Raw genomic sequence first — 16,378 nt, 5'->3', positions numbered from 1 at the left:
CAGGCTCTCATCTCGAATATGGCGGTGAGGGGGGGATTGACTCGCTTCGCTCGCCGTTACTCGGCCCATCCATGGGCCTCGCCCCTGCGGGGCCAACGCAGGCGTTGTTCAAAAACGCTCCCGGCGTTTTTGTCGGGGCAGCCCGCTCGCGGGCTCGCGGTCTGTCCAACTGGCTGCGCCAGTTGTCGAACCACGGTAGGGGGGTCTCATCTCCCCCAGCGGAGAATATAAAAGAAAAGAGCCCGTACTTGCGTACAGGCTCTCATCTTGAATATGGCGGTGAGGGGGGGATTGACTCGCTTCGCTCGCCCCTGCGGGGCAGCCCGCTCGCGGGCTCGCGGTCTGTCCAACTGGCGTTGCCAGTTGTCGAACCCCGGTCGGGGGTTCTCATCCCCCCCAGCGGAGAATATAAAAGAAAAGAGCCCGTACTTGCGTACAGGCTCTCATCTCGAATATGGCGGTGAGGGGGGGATTCGAACCCCCGATACGTTGCCGTATACACACTTTCCAGGCGTGCTCCTTCAGCCACTCGGACACCTCACCATATTGTCTTTCCCGTTGTTGTCGGGAACGGGCGCTAATGTAGGGAAATACGTATCGCCCGTCAATCAACTTTTTGCAAAATCAGCGCGTTTAGACAAACTTCGAACAACTTGCTCCTTAAACGTGCGAAATCCGTTTTTTTTGTCGCCACTCCCTTTTCACTTTGCGGCAAGGAGAAATTTGTTATGCTGGCAAACCAATAGAAAACAATGAGTAAAATAAGACGCCTGCATTAACCTGCTCCGGGCGTCTGCTATCAGGAGCCCCTATGGAGATTATTTTTTACCATCCGACCTTTGATACCCAATACTGGATCCGAGAGCTGGAAAAACAGTTACCCGGCGCGCGAGTACGCGAGTGGAAAGCGGGCGATAACCAGCCGGCGGACTATGCCCTGGTCTGGCATCCACCGGTAGAGATGCTGCAAGGCAGGGCGCTGAAGGCCGTGTTCGCCCTTGGGGCGGGGGTGGATTCGATCCTTAGTAAGCTGCGCGATCATCCGGATATGTTGCCCTTGTCGATCCCGCTGTTTCGTCTCGAAGATACCGGTATGGGACGGCAGATGCAGGAGTATGCCGTGAGCCAGGTGCTCCACTGGTTCCGCCGGTTCGATGACTATCAGGCGTTGAAGTTGGCTTCCCGCTGGCAGCCGCTGCCCGAGTACCGCGCCGACGAATTCACCATCGGGATTATGGGCGCCGGCGTGCTGGGGGCGAAGGTTGCGGAAAGCCTGCAACCCTGGGGATTCCCGCTTCGCGTCTGGAGCCGTAGCCGTAAATCCTGGCCGCAGGTACAGAGCTTTGCCGGCCAGGCCGAGCTGGGTGGATTCCTGCAGGGGACCCGCGTCCTGATCAACCTGCTGCCGAATACCGCCGAAACCGTCGGTATTATCAACCAGACGCTTTTGGCGCAGCTGCCTGATGAGAGTTATCTCCTCAACCTTGCCCGCGGCGTGCATGTCGTAGAAGAGGAGCTGCTGGCGGCGCTGAACAACGGTAAGCTCAAAGGCGCGATGCTCGATGTCTTCAGTCGCGAACCGCTGCCGCAGGAGAGTCCGCTATGGGCGCACCCGCGGGTGGCTATGACTCCCCACGTGGCGGCAGTCACCCGCCCGATGGAGGCAATTGCCTATATCGCCGGGACCATTAGCCGGCTGGAGCGAGGGGAATCGGTTAGCGGTCAGGTCGATCGTCAGCGCGGTTATTAAGATAAGCGAACCCCGCCACGGCGGGGTTTTTGCTAATCAATAGCCCGGTTTCCTGCTATTCTTGCGGCAAACAGAAGAGGAGAATGTGATGTATCCCGTTGACCTGCACATGCATACCGTCGCCAGCACCCACGCCTACAGCACCCTGCACGATTATATTGCGGAAGCAAAGCGTAAAGGGATCAAACTCTTCGCCATCACCGACCATGGCCCGGATATGGCGGATGCCCCGCATTACTGGCACTTCGTTAATATGCGCATCTGGCCCCGCCTGGTAGACGGGGTGGGGATCCTGCGCGGTATTGAGTCGAATATTAAAAATATCGAAGGTGAGATCGACTGCTCCGGGCCGATGTTGACGTCGCTCGATTTGATCATCGCCGGATTCCACGAGCCGGTGTTTCCGCCGCAGGATAGCGCCACCCATACGCAGGCGATGATTGCCGCGATGGCCAGCGGTAAAGTGCATATGATTAGCCATCCCGGTAATCCGAAATTCCCGGTGGATATCCCGGCCATTGCCGAAGCGGCGGCCCGTTACCAGGTGGCGCTGGAGATCAATAACTCCTCTTTCGTTTCATCGCGCGTGGGCAGTGAAGATAACTGCCGTGCTATCGCCGCCGCGGTGCGCGACGCCGGAGGGTGGGTGGCGCTGGGCTCGGACTCTCATACGGCGTTTACCCTCGGAGAGTTTACCGAGTGCCGCAAGATCCTCGATGCTGTCGATTTCCCGGAGGAGAGGATCCTCAACGTTTCTCCGCGTCGCCTGCTCGACTTCCTCGAGTCGCGTGGTATGCCGGCGATCCCGGAATTTGCTGACCTTTAATTTGTATAACTGGAATAACTGAATGAACGAGTTTTCAATCCTCTGCCGCGTGCTGGGTTCGCTGTATTACCGTCAACCGCAGGACCCGCTGCTGGTGCCGTTGTTTACCCTGATCCGCGAGGGCAAACTGGCCGCCAGCTGGCCGCTGGAGCAGGACGAGCTGCTTGCGCGTCTGCAGAAAAGCTGTGAAATGCAGTCCCTGGCGACGGACTATAATGCGCTGTTCGTCGGTGAAGCCTGCAGCGTTCCGCCGTACCGTAGCGCGTGGGTGGAGGGTTCCTCTGAAGCGGAGGTCCGGTCTTTTCTGAGCAATCACGGCATCCCGACAGGAGAAGGTCCGGCGGATCATCTCGGATCGCTGCTGCTGGCCGCCTCCTGGCTGGAGGATCATGCCACAGAAGCGCAGAGCGAGACGCTGGAGCTCCTGTTTGCCGACTATATCCTGCCGTGGTGCGGGACGATGCTGGGGAAAGTCGAAGCGCATGCGCACACACCGTTCTGGCGCACCATGGCGCCGTTAACCCGCGACGCCATCGCCGCGATGTGGGACGAGCTTCAGGAAGAAGATGAGCAATAAAATGTGATTTAAGTCACTATTATAATGCAACTGAAATCAAGTTCATTCATTTAGTGTGTTTTAGATCGCATTCTTTCGGTGCGTATCTGCTAGGATACGCGCCATGAACATACTCTTCGCAATCGCATTAACGACGGGCATTCTCTCCGGGATTTGGGGATGGGTGGCCGTCGCCCTCGGCCTGCTGAGCTGGGCCGGTTTCCTCGGCTGTACGGCCTATTTCGCCTGCCCGCAGGGCGGTCTGAAAGGCCTGGCCATCTCCTCCTGCACGGTAATGAGCGGCGTTGCCTGGGCGTTGGTGATTATCCACGGTAGCGCGCTGGCCCCACAGCTGCAGATCCTCAGCTATATGATGACCGGCGTCGTGGCCTTTCTGATGTGCATCCAGGCGCGACAGACGCTGCTGTCGTTTGTCCCCGGCACCTTTATCGGCGCCTGCGCGACCTTCGCGGCAGATGGCGACTGGCGTCTGGTGATCCCTTCCCTGGCGCTGGGCCTGGTCTTTGGCTATGCCATGAAGAATAGTGGCCTGTGGCTGGCGGCCCGTGCGGAAAAGCAAAAATCGTTCGCCAACGACAACGCCTGAACGGCGGGACGATGATATCAACAGGACCCTCAGGGTCCTGTTTTTTTTAACTTCTTGTCGCCGGCGCTGCGGGATAATCTTGCTCCCGGGGGCGGGTATGCCCTAGTATCGGCAGAAAGCCGTACCCACGCGCTATGCCGACAGGAGGAGAAATGGCTGTTCAACCTGAAGTAATTCTCGGCGATATTACGACGCTTGATGTCGATGTGATTGTGAATGCGGCAAACCCCTCGCTGTTGGGCGGCGGCGGGGTGGATGGCGCGATCCACCGGGCGGCCGGTCCCGCGCTGCTGGCGGCCTGCAAGCAGGTGTTGCAGCAGCAGGGCGAATGTCCCCCTGGTCATGCGGTGATCACGATGGCGGGCGATCTTCCCGCCAGCGCGGTGATCCATACCGTGGGTCCGGTCTGGCACGGCGGCGACCGCATGGAGGCGCAAACCCTGGCCGATGCCTACAAAAACAGCCTGCAGCTGGCGGCGGCAAACAACTATCGCTCCATTGCGTTTCCGGCGATCAGCACCGGCGTGTATGGCTATCCGAAAGAGGAAGCGGCGGCGATCGCCGTGCGCACCGTGACCGCGTTTCTCACCCGCTATAACCCGCTTGAACGGGTCCTGTTCGTCTGTTTCGACGAGGAAACGGCAGCTATCTATCGTCGCCTGCTGGCGGCATGCCCCTGATTCAGCAGAATAGGCTATGATAACCGCCGATATTGACAGGAATGATGGATTGCAGGAGGGAGCAGGGTGTCAGAAGGAAAAGTACAGCAGAAGCAGCAGGCGCGCCGCGCGGAGATCGTTGCCGCTGCGCAAAGATGTTTCGCGGCGAAGGGATTGCATGGCGCCTCTGTCGCGGATATCGCCCGCGAGGCGGGTCTGAGCGTCGGTCAGCTGTATCGCATTTTTGCCAGCAAGGAAGCGATCATCGAAGCGATTGTCAGCGAAATCGTCAACGCCAGAGTCGGCGAGATGATCGATGAAAACCACAATCTGGCGCGAAAAGCGGCGGTGCTGGCGGGCAGGATCCCGACTTCGGCAGCCACCAAAAGCGACAATTATCTGTTGATGGAAATTAACGCCGAAGCCTCGCGCAACCCACGCTTGCGCGAGATCCTGGTGCAGGCCGACCGGCGGTTGAAAGAGGAGGGCGGGCGTTTGTCGCAGCGTTATCATCCCGGGCTCAGCGATGCGCGACGCAATGCCGCTTCAGAGCTCATCGCCGTTCTGACGGAGGGGGCAGCCTACCGCTGTGAGCTGAGCGCATCCACCCCGGTCGATAAAGCGGATTTAGAAGCCCTGTATAACATGATCTTCGACCGGCTGTTTGATGAGCAAGCGTAGCGCGGCACGCCAGGCGTGCCGCAAAAGCTAAAGGTTAACTGGCCGAGGCCGGGGTTTTGGCCGGTTTGTTCATCGGTTTACCGGAGAACAGGAAACGCAGCAGCGGAATACGCAGGTGAATTTCGTACAGGATCAGGGCAATACCCACCACAAAAACCAACCCGCCAATAAAGCCTAAGGTATTTGACTTGATGGCCGGGGTGATCCACGCCCCGTACAACAGCGTCAGCGGATGGTGCACCAGGTAAATAAACAGCGAAGCATTGACGAAATAGGTCACCCGCGCCGACTGGAAGTTAAGCAGGCGATGGCCGAGCGAAAAGACGACATTGACCATCCACAACCCCAGCACCATGGTGATCACCGATTCCGTTTCATACATCCAGCCGTCGCCGGAGCCGTACTGCTGGTTCAGCCGATAGGCGATAAATCCCAGCAGCGCTGCCGCGTAGCACCATGGCGACGGCGTGGTGAACATCGCCTTTAAGCGCGGATTAATAAAGGTCTGCGCCCCCAGCACAAAGAAGGGCAGATAGAACAGCGTCTGCATGACCACAAAGTTAAACAGACCATTGCTCAGCAGGGGCGGATAGATCACGAACAATGACCGACGGATCAGCGCGTAAAGCACCCCTAGCGCAAGGAAAATCATCGTCAGCTGGCCCATAGTGACAGTGTCACCGAAAGCGTGAGCACCTCCTGCCGGGCGGCGCGTCAGCCATTTGAACAGCACCACGCCCAGCGAAGTCAGCACCACCAGGACCAGCAAAAACCACAGGTGGGAAATGAGCTCCCACGCCAGGGTGTTGAATTTGTCGTACCCGGAAAGGGTGTGCCAGTTTTCCGCCTTGCCGTTGACGTACTGCAGCATAATAAACTGAGGCAGCGTCAGCAGCGGGATGGCGGTCAGCATCGGAATGCCGACCCGTTCGACGCGCACTTTCCACCACTTTTTCAGCGGGTAGCGCAGGAACAGCATATAGGAAAAATAGCCGGAGATGACGAAGAAGACCTGCATGCGGAAGGCATGAATGAAATCATTAAACAGCGTCAGCCACCACGAGGGCTCAGCGCTGTTGACATGCCAGCTGTGGCTGGAATAAATCAGCGAAATGTGAAAAGGGATCCCCAGCAGCATCAGCCAGGCGCGGATGCTGTCGAAAAAATATTCACGCTGTACCGGAGTATTATTCATACGATTCACGACAATCTCAGATAATTCGTCTTATCACTCAAGATGATAACGCTTACATTATCAGCAACCCTACATGAACTCGGGGTACCTGTCTCCAGGATAAGCACGCAAAGTGCAAACGGGACTGCGAACTGTTTATTCCCTGCGCCGCTACGCTGAACAAAGCAGGGATTATGTTGTCGGATTGCCTGAGTTTCCATTAAAATAGATCGGATCGATTTAAGCACACAAAGGGGGAAGTGCTTACTTATATGAAACATAAACCACAGATGATGAAAATGCGTTGGTTAAGCGCAGCCGTAATGTTGTCCCTGTGTACTTCATCTGCATGGGCATTTAGCATTGATGACGTTGCAAAAGAGGCCAAAACGTTAGCCGGGAAAGGCTATGAAGCGCCAAAGAGTAACCTGCCCTCCGCTTTCCGCGATATGAAATACGCGGACTACCAGCAAATTCAGTTTAATCACGATAAAGCTTACTGGAATAACCAGAAAACCCCATTCAAGCTTGAATTTTACCATCAGGGTATGTACTTCGACACGCCGGTCACCATCAATGAAGTGACGGCCACCAGCGTGCGCAAAATTAAATATAGCCCGGACTATTTTAACTTTGGTAACGTTCAGCACGATAAAGACACGGTGAAAGACCTTGGTTTCGCCGGCTTCAAAGTACTGTATCCGATCAACAGCAAAGATAAGAACGATGAAATCGTCAGCATGCTCGGTGCCAGCTACTTCCGCGTGCTGGGTCAGGGTCAGGTATACGGTCTGTCCGCGCGCGGTCTGGCTATCGATACCGCGCTGCCTTCCGGCGAAGAGTTCCCGCGTTTTCGTGAGTTCTGGATCGAGCGACCAAAAGCCACCGACAAGCGTCTGACTATCTATGCGCTGCTGGATTCGCCGCGGGCAACCGGCGCCTATCGCTTTGTGATCATGCCGGGACGCGACACCGTGGTGGATGTCCAGTCCAAAGTTTACCTGCGTGACAAAGTGGGCAAACTGGGCGTGGCGCCGCTGACCAGCATGTTCCTGTTCGGTTCCAACCAGCCTTCTCCGGCGCTCAACTATCGTCCGGCGCTGCACGACTCCAATGGTCTGTCGATCCTGGCGGGCAACGGCGAGTGGATCTGGCGTCCGCTGAACAACCCGAAACACCTGGCCGTTAGCAGCTATGCGATGGAAAACCCGCAAGGGTTCGGCCTGCTGCAGCGCGGCCGTCAGTTCTCGCGCTTCGAGGACCTTGACGATCGTTATGACCTGCGCCCGAGCGCCTGGATCACCCCGAAAGGGGAGTGGGGCAAAGGGAAAATCGAACTGGTCGAAATCCCTACCAACGATGAAACCAACGATAACATCGTGACTTACTGGACGCCGGATCAGCTGCCGGAGCCGGGCAAGGAGATGAACTTCAAGTACACCATCACCTTCAGCCGCGATGAAGACAAGCTGCATGCGCCGGATAACGCGTACGTTATGCAGACCCGGCGTTCTACCGGCGACGTGAAGCAGTCGAACCTGATCCGCCAGCCGGACGGCACCATTGCTTTCATTGTCGACTTTACCGGCGCCGATATGAAAAAACTGCCAGCGGATACCCCGGTAGCCGCCCAGGCGAGCACCGGCGATAACGCTGAAATCGTTGAAAATACTGTGCGTTACAATCCGGTGACCAAAGGCTGGCGTATGATCCTGCGTTTGAAGGTGAAAGATCCGAAGAAAACGACGGAAATGCGCGCCGCACTGGTTAACGGTGATGACACGTTGAGCGAAACCTGGAGCTATCAGCTGCCTGCCAATGAATAAGATAACGAAGTACATTGACGCATTGCCGCTGTCGGAGGCCGAGAAATCGGCGCTGCCGGACACCAGCCTGCAGGCCGTTCATCAGGCCCTGGATGACGAACATCAGACCTTCGCCCGCGAAGACGACTCCCCGCTGGGTTCGGTCAAGGCGCGGCTGGCGCACAGCTGGCCGGATTCGCTGTCTGGCGATCAGCTGGTGAAGGATGATGAAGGCCGCACCCAGCTGCATGCGATGCCGAAAGCCAAGCGCTCCTCGATGATCCCGGACCCGTGGCGTACCAACCCGGTTGGCCGCTTCTGGGACCGTCTGCGCGGACGCGATGTCACGCCGCGCTATCTCTCCCGCCTGACGCAAGAAGAGCGCGAGAGCGAGCAAAAATGGCGTACCGTCGGCACCATTCGTCGCTACATCCTGCTGCTGCTGACGCTGTCGCAGACCGTGGTGGCCACCTGGTACATGAAAACCATTCTGCCTTATCAGGGCTGGGCGCTGATCAACCCGGCCGACATGGTGGGGCAGAACCTGTGGATCTCGTTCATGCAGCTGCTGCCGTACGTGTTGCAGAGCGGCATTCTGATCCTCTTCGCGGTGCTGTTCTGCTGGGTTTCCGCTGGCTTCTGGACCGCGTTAATGGGCTTCCTGCAGCTGTTGATCGGTCGCGATAAGTACAGTATTTCCGCCTCGACGGTCGGTGACGAACCGTTGAACCCGGCGCACCGGACAGCGCTTATTATGCCGATCTGTAACGAAGACGTTGACCGCGTGTTCGCCGGGCTGCGGGCGACCTGGGAGTCGGTGAAAGCCACCGGCAACGGCGCCCATTTCGACGTCTATATCCTCAGCGACAGCTATAACCCCGATATCTGTGTTGCTGAGCAAAAGGCGTGGATGGAGCTGATTGCCGAAGTGCAGGGCGAAGGGCAGATCTTCTACCGTCGTCGTCGTCGTCGCGTGAAGCGTAAGAGCGGCAACATCGATGATTTCTGCCGCCGCTGGGGCAGCCAGTATAGCTACATGGTGGTGCTTGACGCGGACTCGGTAATGACCGGAGAGTGTCTGAGCAGCCTGGTGCGTCTGATGGAAGCGAACCCGAACGCCGGGATCATCCAGTCATCCCCACGCGCCTCGGGCATGGACACGCTGTATGCGCGTTGCCAGCAGTTTGCCACCCGGGTGTATGGTCCGCTGTTTACGGCGGGTCTGCACTTCTGGCAGCTGGGGGAGTCCCACTACTGGGGACATAACGCCATTATCCGCGTGAAGCCGTTCATTGAGCACTGCGCGCTGGCGCCGCTGCCGGGCGAGGGCAACTTTGCCGGGTCGATTCTGTCGCACGACTTCGTTGAAGCCGCGCTGATGCGCCGCGCCGGCTGGGGCGTGTGGATTGCCTACGATCTGCCGGGCTCTTATGAAGAGCTGCCGCCGAACCTGCTGGACGAGCTGAAACGCGACCGCCGCTGGTGCCAGGGCAACCTGATGAACTTCCGCCTGTTCCTCGTGAGAGGGATGCACCCGGTCCACCGAGCGGTATTCCTTACCGGCGTGATGTCCTACCTGTCAGCGCCGCTGTGGTTTATGTTCCTTGCCCTGTCGACAGCGCTGCAGGTGGTGCATGCCCTGACCGAGCCGCAGTACTTCCTGCAGCCTCGTCAGCTGTTCCCGGTGTGGCCGCAGTGGCGTCCGGAGCTGGCTATTGCGCTGTTCGCCTCGACCATGGTGCTGCTGTTCCTGCCGAAGCTGCTGAGTATTATCCTGGTGTGGTGTAAGGGGCCGAAGGAGTACGGTGGATTTATCCGCGTGACGCTTTCCCTGCTGCTGGAGGTTCTGTTCTCGGTCCTGCTGGCGCCGGTTCGCATGCTGTTCCACACCGTCTTCGTGGTCAGCGCCTTCCTCGGCTGGGAAGTGGTGTGGAATTCGCCGCAGCGTGATGATGACTCCACGCCGTGGGGAGAAGCCTTTATGCGTCACGGCTCGCAGCTGCTGCTGGGGCTGGTATGGGCGGTCGGAATGGCATGGCTGGATCTGCGCTTCCTGTTCTGGCTGGCGCCGATTGTCGTATCGCTGATTCTGTCGCCGTTCGTGTCGGCTATCTCCAGCCGGGCGACCGTGGGCCTGCGCACCAAGCGCTGGAAGCTGTTCCTGATTCCGGAAGAGTATTCGCCGCCGCAGGTGCTCAAGGATACCGATGCGTACCTGACGCTGAACCGTCAGCGTTCGCTGGACGATGGCTTTATGCACGCGGTGTTTAACCCGTCGTTTAACGCCCTTGCCACCGCGATGGCCACCGCGCGGCACCGTCAGGGTCATATCCTGGAGATCGCCCGCGAGCGTCATGTCGAGCAGGCGCTGAATGAAACGCCGGATAAGCTGAACCGCGATCGTCGACTGGTGCTGTTGAGCGACCCGGTAACCATGTCGCGTCTGCACTATCGCGTATGGGCCGCGCCGGAGAAATACTCCTCGTGGGTGAACGCCTATCAGCAGCTGGCGCTTAACCCGCTGGCGCTGAAAACGAAATAAGCCGTACGTTAATGAAAATACCGGCAGCGATGCCGGTATTTTTTTATCTGAAAGACGAGGTTGTGGATGCGAATACTACCGATCATTGCCATGGCGCTGCTGCTCAGCGGCTGCGGCAGCATTATCAGCCGGACGGTGCCCGGGCAGGGGCATGGCAATCAATATTACCCGGGCGTGCAGTGGGACGTTCGCGATTCAGGATGGCGCTATCTCACCATTCTGGACCTGCCGTTCTCGCTGGTATTCGATACGCTTCTGCTGCCGCTGGACGCCAGCCACGGGCCCTATAACTGATTAACGCTCGTCCCACTCGTCGGCCGCCGTCTGTCCCTCTTCGGTGTCCAGAGAGGGCTCGAGCTGGAATTCACCTTCATCCCACTCATGAAGCGTATTTTCCTCCAGCCACTCCTGACGGAGCTCTATCTCATCATAATCCCCATCGAAGACGCTCTGCGCGGCTTCGCCGCTAAGCATCGGTAAGCATTCGCCTTGTTCCTCTTCGTCAGCAAAAAATTCGGCCTGCCAGGCGATATCGCCATCCTGCAGCACATACTTTTGAATATTGAGCTGCTCAACGTTAGCGCTCTCTTCATCGCTGTCAGGGTTGTTGGCGAGAAATTCTTCACGTGCTGCATCAATAGCTTCTTCGAGCGTGGCATAGAACATCGAATCCTTTGGCATAGCGAATCTCCTGAGAAGAATATGAATTGAACACGATTCAATCTATAGAAGGCGCTTGGCAAGGCGTCAAGGGGCTGAGCCCCTCTGGACGTTAATTTACTGAATGGCGGTCGGGCTGCGAGGCGTCCGCGGCTGGTCGGCGCAGGCTAAGGGTCGAATAGATCGCGTTAAACAATACCACTCCTGCGGTGACAAGGAAGACGGCGCGAAAGCCGTAGTTGGCGGAAACCGAGGCGCCGATCAGGGGGCCGGTGACGTTGCCAATATCACGAAATGACTGGTTATAGCTGAAGATCCGCCCGGAGATCTGGCTGGTGGAGTTATACACCAGCAGGGTTTGCACTGCCGGCAGCAGCGCGCCGTCCGCGGCGCCGAGCAGGAACCGCAAGATACCTAACTGCAGCGGGGTCTGGACGAACGCCATCGGGATCAGCAACAGCACCGAGATAATCAGCGCCACGATGAGGATTTTTTCCGGTCCGATACGATCCCCCAGTTTGCCCAGACGGGGGGCGCTCATCAGGGCGGCAATGCCCGGCACTGAGGCGATCATCCCGCTGATAAAGGCGATATTGCTGACATTACCCGCCAGATCGCGCACGTAAAGCGTCAGGATCGGCGCAATGGAGCCGGTGGCGACCTGGATGATCAGCGAGGTGACAAACAGACTGAGCACCAGTTTCGGATTCTGCAGAGAGGAGAATACCGCCTTCGCGCTGAGCATCTCTTTTTTAGCAATTGGGACAAAATTTTCACGGATTAAAAACAGGGTAAACAGAAAGCAGATAAACAGCACCGCGGCGGTCATAAAGAAGACGGTACGCAGGCCCCAGTGGTCTGCCAGGAAACCACCCGCCAGCGGGCCGAGCAGGGCGCCGCTTACCGCGCCGGTTGACAGCGTGCCCAGCGCCCAGCCGCTTTTATGGCGTGGGATCTGGGTGGCGATCAGGGCGTTGGCGTTGGGAATAAAGCCGCCCAGCAGGCCGAGTAGCGCGCGCAGCAGCAGAAACTGCCAGATATTCTGCGCCATCCCCATCAACATCATGACGATGGCCATCCCGAGGGATGAACGCAGCAGCATGATTTTACGTCCCTTGCGGTCAGCAAGTCCGCCCCAGAACGGCGAGGCGATGGCGGAGAAGAGAAAGGTAATGCTAAAGACCAGCCCGGACCACATGTTCAGGGCGCTATGGCCGGTGACGCCGAGTTGTTCGACATAAAGCGGCAGAAAGGGCATGACCAGGCTGAAGGCAGCGCCGGTTAAAAAGCAGCCAAGCCAGGTGACGGTCAGGTTTCGTTTCCAGTTAATGGGGGTATCAGCAGACGACATAGGGTTCCACTGGCCTGCGCAGCAGGTCAAATTAAGAGAAAATATGAGCCTGCTAATTATGCGCCTGGGAAATAAATGCCGCAATGGAGGAGAGCTTTTAAAGCTAAAGCAGAGCGTAAAGCCTGAGCGGTGGGGATTCCCGGCCGGGAGGCGCGCGGCCGGGAAAGGGGATCAGTAGCGGGAGGGCGTCCCCTCGGGGCGGGTTTTAAAGCGGCGATGGAGCCACATATATTGTTCCGGGGCCATCATAATGCACTGCTCTACGATCTTGTTCATCCACGCGGCGGTGGTTTCCGCGTCGTCCAGCGGCGGGGAGCACTCTGGCGGCAGGATAATCAGTTCATAACCTTTACCGTCCGGTTTACGGCGTGGAACAAAGGGCACGATGCAGGCTTTGGACATTTTCGCCAGCATCCAGGTGCCGGAGGTGGTCGCCGCCTGGTCAACGGCAAACAGTGGGGCGAAGACGCTGGCGGTCGGGCCGTAATCATGATCCGGCGCGTACCACACCACCTCGCCTTTTTTCAGCGCGCGGATCATACCTTTCAGATCCTTGCGGTCGATCATGTCCTTGTTGGAGCGCAGCCGGCCCCAGGTCTGCAGCCAGTCGATGACCGGGTTATCGTTGGGACGATAGACGCCAATCCCCGGCTCGTTCATGCCGAACATTCGCGCGCCCATTTCCAGTGTCAGGAAATGAATGCCGATCAGCAGAATGCCGCGCTGCTGCGCCTGCACATCGCGAATATGCTCAAAGCCGATGGTGTCGGTCCAGCGGGCGATTCGGCGAACTGGCCAGAACCAGGCCATACCGGTCTCCATCAGCCCCATGCCAACCGATTCGAAGTTCATCACCACCATCCGGTGACGTTCCTGCTCGCTTTTCTCGGGGAAGCAGAGCTCAAGGTTGCGATAGGCGATCTTCGCCCGGCGCTTCATAAAGCGCATGGCCAGGCGGCCGATGGCGTTCCCGATGCGGTAGATCAGCGGGTAGGGCAGTTGGACAACCAGCCACAGCAGGCCGATACCCAGCCACAGCAGCCAATAGCGCGGATGCAGCAGCGCCGGAGAAAATTTAGGCAAATGAGTCATTTCATACCCGTATCAGTAAGCAACATCTTATATTATCGCATTTTTTTACCGGCCAGCCAAAGGCGGCGACAGCCACATTGTTTTGTTAAGTGGGGGGCGACCGGGTGAGAAAAATGTAGCGTAAAATGTAGGGATGTAAATTAATAAGCTTTGCTATATCATGCCCGCCGTTTATTTCCTCATTTCTATGTCGAGCAGGTACACCATGCCAGTGTTACACAACCGCATTTCAAATGAGACGTTAAAGGCGCAAATGCTGGCTGAAACCGAGCCGCGCACGACGATCTCGTTCTATAAATATTTCACCATTGTCGATCCGCAGGCGACCCGCGATGCGCTGTGGGTTGCCTTAACCCAGCTGAAAGTCTTTGGCCGCATCTATCTGGCCCGGGAAGGGATCAACGCGCAAATCAGCGTGCCGCAAAGCAACGTTGAAGCCCTGCGTGAGTTTCTCTATGGCTTCGATCCGGCGCTGGCGGGGCTGCGTTTCAATATCGCTCTCGAGGACGACGGTAAATCGTTCTGGGTACTGCGCCTGAAAGTGCGTGACCGCATCGTTGCCGACGGCATCGACGATCCCTCCTTCGACGCCTCCAACGTCGGAGACTATCTCAAGGCGGCTGAGGTCAATGCGATGCTTGACGATCCGGATGCCGTGTTTATCGATATGCGCAACCACTATGAATATGAGGTGGGCCATTTCGAAAACGCGCTGGAGATCCCGGCGGATACCTTCCGCGACCAGTTGCCGAAAGCCGTGGAAATGATGCAGGACCATAAAGACAAGAAAATTGTCATGTATTGCACCGGCGGTATTCGCTGTGAAAAAGCCAGCGCCTGGATGAAGCATAACGGCTTCAATAAGGTCTGGCACATCGAGGGTGGCATCATCGAGTACGCCCGCCGCGCCCGTGAGCAAGGGCTGCCTGTGCGTTTCATTGGCAAAAACTTTGTCTTTGATGAACGGATGGGCGAGCGGATCTCCAATGACGTTATCGCGCACTGTCATCAGTGCGGCGCGCCGTGCGACACCCATACCAACTGCCTGAACGATGGTTGCCATCTGCTGTTTATCCAGTGCCCGAGCTGCGCCGAGAAGTTTGCCGGCTGCTGTAGCGAAGCCTGCATGGAAGAGCATAAGCTACCGGAAGAGGAGCAGCGTAAGCTGCGCGCCGGGCGTGAAAACGGCAATAAAATCTTTAATAAATCGCGTGGTCGGCTGAACACCAAACTCGGGATCCTCGATCCTGAGCCATCAGAAAAACCATAACCAGACGAGATCGATGATCGCCAGCAGCAGCCAAAGCGCCAGGTAGATCATAAAGTGCTCGCGGACGTTATTGACCAGCAAATTAAACAGGCGACGCATAATCGCTCTCAATGACTAACGGCCTCGACAGAGGCCGTTTTTTTTTGCCCGACGGCAAAAGTGCCGCATTCCATTACGCGTTAAAGCGCGCCAGCGAGAAGGGCGCCAGGTTGAAGCTCGATGCTTCGCCCTGAGCAAACTGACTGGCAATTTCCCCCAACACCGGGGCAAACTTAAAGCCATGCCCGCTCAGACCGGTGATTAGCAACGTGTCTGGTCTGCCGGGTAACGTATCGATAATAAAATCTTCATCGACGGTATTGTCATAAGTACAGGAGGCGCCGTGCAGGCAGCCGCCGATCCCTGGCAGGACGTTGCGCAAAAAAGGAAACGATTCGGAGCCATCGCTGGCGACAGCGCCAAATGCCACTCGCTCCTGCGGCATGGAGATCGGTTGACCGCCGTTATGCTTGCCAATCTTCAGCTCGTTATCTTCTGCCGGGAAACCGTAGTATTGATCTCCGTTGGGCAACTCGCCGGTGAAGGCCGGAAAGTGATTCTTGCTGCTGTAACGGCCATCGGCCTGGTACCAGGCAAACACCTTACGTACCGGCTGGATGGGGAGGTCCGGGAGCAGGCGGGTGACCCAGGTCCCGGCGCTGACCAGCAGCTTTTTACCATGATATTCACCGTCGAGGGTATCGATGGTGATCCCGTCAGCATGGTGATGAATAGCCGAGGCCGGACAGTTGAATAGCTGCGCGCAGCCTGCTTCCCGCGCCAGACGGATCCAGGTTTCGACGGCCAGTTCGCTGCGCAGTACGCCGGAAGCGGGTTCGAAAATCGCCCGATAGTCCTCGGGGAGGCGTATCTCTGGCCAGCGCTGCATCACGGCCTGGGCATCCAGCTCTTCCACCTCAAGCTTGAACGCACGGGCGCTGGCGGCGACGTTGGCGAGAAAAGCGGAGCTGGCGGGGCCGAGGTTAATGACGCCGGTGCGTTCAAACACGGCTTCGCCACTGATCTCTGCCAGTTCATCCCATAGCTGCTGGGCACGCAGCACCAGCGGAACATATTTCTCACCTTCGCCATAGGCGTGACGGATAAGACGGCTGCTGCCGTGATGGCTGCCTTCCTGGTGGGGAGGTTGATGGGCGTCGGTCATCAGAACATTGAGTCCGGCACGGCGCGCATAATAGCCAGCGGCGGCGCCGACGGAGCCGCTGCCAATAATGATAAGATCGTATTGCATGGTGAGTTCCGGGTAATTGCCTTGTTAGCAGGGTAATTAACTCCCTGTGCTTATACAAGCCCGAAAATAATTCAGGCACCCGCAGGTGCCTGTTAAGTTTAATGTTAAGTCATT

16 protein-coding genes, 1 tRNA gene and 1 other RNA gene are annotated in these 16,378 nt (G+C 57.5%); 10 read left to right on the top strand and 8 right to left on the bottom strand.

Features of this window, described 5'->3' with window-relative positions; genetic code table 11:
* Nucleotides 1-274: 274 nt before the first annotated feature.
* Both ABLV76_RS06755 and ABLV76_RS06750 read right to left on the bottom strand, forming a co-directional pair.
* Nucleotides 275-412: non-coding RNA, RtT sRNA (locus ABLV76_RS06755), on the bottom strand.
* Between the two features lie 43 nt (nucleotides 413-455).
* Nucleotides 456-543: transfer RNA gene (locus tag ABLV76_RS06750), tRNA-Ser, on the bottom strand.
* A 268-nt stretch (nucleotides 544-811) separates the two neighbouring features.
* On the opposite strand from ABLV76_RS06750, the gene ghrA reads away from it, so the two are divergent.
* The 6 genes from ghrA (at nucleotide 812) to ABLV76_RS06720 (ending at nucleotide 5,079) form a co-directional block, all read left to right on the top strand.
* Nucleotides 812-1,750 carry a glyoxylate/hydroxypyruvate reductase GhrA gene (gene ghrA / locus ABLV76_RS06745; RefSeq protein WP_004204524.1) on the top strand — a complete coding sequence of 313 codons (939 nt, stop codon included), beginning with the start codon at nucleotides 812-814 and terminating at the stop codon, nucleotides 1,748-1,750.
* An 88-nt stretch (nucleotides 1,751-1,838) separates the two neighbouring features.
* Nucleotides 1,839-2,576: a phosphatase gene (locus tag ABLV76_RS06740; RefSeq protein WP_004204525.1), complete on the top strand. Its 738-nt coding sequence runs from the start codon at nucleotides 1,839-1,841 to the stop codon at nucleotides 2,574-2,576.
* Nucleotides 2,577-2,598: 22 nt separating this feature from the next.
* Nucleotides 2,599-3,153 carry a molecular chaperone gene (locus tag ABLV76_RS06735; protein ID WP_004204526.1) on the top strand — a complete coding sequence of 185 codons (555 nt, stop codon included), beginning with the start codon at nucleotides 2,599-2,601 and terminating at the stop codon, nucleotides 3,151-3,153.
* 103 nt (nucleotides 3,154-3,256) lie between these two features.
* A complete protein-coding gene (locus tag ABLV76_RS06730; RefSeq protein ID WP_004204528.1) occupies nucleotides 3,257-3,739 on the top strand; it encodes a DUF1097 domain-containing protein in 483 nt (160 codons plus the stop codon).
* Between the two features lie 152 nt (nucleotides 3,740-3,891).
* Nucleotides 3,892-4,419: an O-acetyl-ADP-ribose deacetylase gene (ymdB, locus tag ABLV76_RS06725; RefSeq protein ID WP_004204529.1), complete on the top strand. Its 528-nt coding sequence runs from the start codon at nucleotides 3,892-3,894 to the stop codon at nucleotides 4,417-4,419.
* Nucleotides 4,420-4,485: 66 nt separating this feature from the next.
* Nucleotides 4,486-5,079, top strand: coding sequence for a TetR/AcrR family transcriptional regulator (locus ABLV76_RS06720; RefSeq protein WP_043523171.1), 594 nt, complete (start codon nucleotides 4,486-4,488; stop codon nucleotides 5,077-5,079).
* A gap of 34 nt (nucleotides 5,080-5,113) precedes the next feature.
* Here the strand turns inward: ABLV76_RS06720 and mdoC are convergent, their stop codons facing one another.
* The gene (gene mdoC / locus ABLV76_RS06715; protein ID WP_064178142.1) at nucleotides 5,114-6,274 is read right to left on the bottom strand and encodes a glucans biosynthesis protein MdoC; all 1,161 of its coding nucleotides are present in this window, start codon (nucleotides 6,272-6,274) and stop codon (nucleotides 5,114-5,116) included.
* Nucleotides 6,275-6,525: 251 nt separating this feature from the next.
* On the opposite strand from mdoC, the gene mdoG reads away from it, so the two are divergent.
* From mdoG to ABLV76_RS06700, 3 genes are all read left to right on the top strand, one after another.
* Nucleotides 6,526-8,079, top strand: coding sequence for a glucans biosynthesis protein MdoG (gene mdoG / locus ABLV76_RS06710; RefSeq protein WP_004140751.1), 1,554 nt, complete (start codon nucleotides 6,526-6,528; stop codon nucleotides 8,077-8,079).
* Nucleotides 8,072-10,600: a glucans biosynthesis glucosyltransferase MdoH gene (gene mdoH, locus ABLV76_RS06705; protein WP_135683038.1), complete on the top strand. Its 2,529-nt coding sequence runs from the start codon at nucleotides 8,072-8,074 to the stop codon at nucleotides 10,598-10,600. The genes mdoG and mdoH overlap by 8 nt, the downstream gene beginning before the upstream one ends.
* Nucleotides 10,601-10,666: 66 nt before the next feature.
* The gene (locus tag ABLV76_RS06700) at nucleotides 10,667-10,894 is read left to right on the top strand and encodes a YceK/YidQ family lipoprotein (protein WP_004204534.1); all 228 of its coding nucleotides are present in this window, start codon (nucleotides 10,667-10,669) and stop codon (nucleotides 10,892-10,894) included.
* On the opposite strand, the gene ABLV76_RS06695 is transcribed toward ABLV76_RS06700, so the two are convergent.
* The 3 genes from ABLV76_RS06695 to ABLV76_RS06685 all read right to left on the bottom strand — a co-directional run bounded on the left by ABLV76_RS06695 (nucleotide 10,895) and on the right by ABLV76_RS06685 (nucleotide 13,703).
* The gene (locus tag ABLV76_RS06695; RefSeq protein ID WP_002898981.1) at nucleotides 10,895-11,281 is read right to left on the bottom strand and encodes a MysB family protein; all 387 of its coding nucleotides are present in this window, start codon (nucleotides 11,279-11,281) and stop codon (nucleotides 10,895-10,897) included.
* A 91-nt stretch (nucleotides 11,282-11,372) separates the two neighbouring features.
* The gene (gene mdtG / locus ABLV76_RS06690; RefSeq protein ID WP_135683039.1) at nucleotides 11,373-12,611 is read right to left on the bottom strand and encodes a multidrug efflux MFS transporter MdtG; all 1,239 of its coding nucleotides are present in this window, start codon (nucleotides 12,609-12,611) and stop codon (nucleotides 11,373-11,375) included.
* Between the two features lie 171 nt (nucleotides 12,612-12,782).
* Nucleotides 12,783-13,703 carry a Kdo(2)-lipid IV(A) acyltransferase gene (locus ABLV76_RS06685; protein ID WP_023317908.1) on the bottom strand — a complete coding sequence of 307 codons (921 nt, stop codon included), beginning with the start codon at nucleotides 13,701-13,703 and terminating at the stop codon, nucleotides 12,783-12,785.
* Nucleotides 13,704-13,908: 205 nt separating this feature from the next.
* Here ABLV76_RS06685 and ABLV76_RS06680 point away from each other — a divergent pair, with 205 nt between their 5' ends.
* The gene (locus tag ABLV76_RS06680; RefSeq protein ID WP_023317909.1) at nucleotides 13,909-14,973 is read left to right on the top strand and encodes a rhodanese-related sulfurtransferase; all 1,065 of its coding nucleotides are present in this window, start codon (nucleotides 13,909-13,911) and stop codon (nucleotides 14,971-14,973) included.
* Here the strand turns inward: ABLV76_RS06680 and ABLV76_RS06675 are convergent.
* Nucleotides 14,959-15,072: a DUF2770 family protein gene (locus tag ABLV76_RS06675; protein WP_004204539.1), complete on the bottom strand. Its 114-nt coding sequence runs from the start codon at nucleotides 15,070-15,072 to the stop codon at nucleotides 14,959-14,961. The two genes, ABLV76_RS06680 and ABLV76_RS06675, sit on opposite strands and share 15 nt — an antisense overlap.
* A gap of 73 nt (nucleotides 15,073-15,145) precedes the next feature.
* The gene (gene solA, locus ABLV76_RS06670; RefSeq protein ID WP_200983118.1) at nucleotides 15,146-16,264 is read right to left on the bottom strand and encodes an N-methyl-L-tryptophan oxidase; all 1,119 of its coding nucleotides are present in this window, start codon (nucleotides 16,262-16,264) and stop codon (nucleotides 15,146-15,148) included.
* Nucleotides 16,265-16,378: the final 114 nt, after the last annotated feature.

Source organism: Klebsiella sp. GB_Kp047 (assembly GCF_040065235.1).
Taxonomy (GTDB): domain Bacteria; phylum Pseudomonadota; class Gammaproteobacteria; order Enterobacterales; family Enterobacteriaceae; genus Klebsiella; species Klebsiella quasipneumoniae.
Note: the sequence above shows the minus strand (reverse complement) of the source record. Positions and strands in the feature narration are given on the sequence as shown.